Annotated in this window: 1 protein-coding gene; it reads right to left on the bottom strand. The window is 57.6% G+C overall.

Annotated elements, in window-relative coordinates; genetic code table 11:
* Positions 1 to 255, bottom strand: a 255-nt coding sequence (locus AC1RPT_RS08145; RefSeq protein ID WP_481763048.1) for a hypothetical protein, incomplete at both ends; no start/stop codon positions are given.

The following is a 255-nucleotide window of genomic DNA, read 5'->3' as shown; positions in this document are numbered from 1 at the left end:
CATATCTGAATTGCTGGCCTTCACCACCTGCTTGATGATCGAGCGCTCGTCATCCAGCACGTAGTCCATGCCCTCGCCTTTGGCGATACGCAGGGCCTGTTTGCCGAGTGAGCTGGTGGTGGGCGTTTCCAGCTGGAACTGCGTGCAGCGCTTCAGGATCGCGCGGCCGACAGTAGAGGACTGGAATTTTTCCGGCTCCATCGAACAGATGATCCACGTCGTATCCTTGGATGGTTCCTCCAGAGGCTTGAGCAC

This window comes from Dellaglioa sp. CoH-56-MRSF-11, from assembly GCF_056782135.1.
The sequence above is the reverse complement of the archived record's forward strand: the minus strand, read 5'-3'. Positions and strand labels throughout refer to the sequence as shown.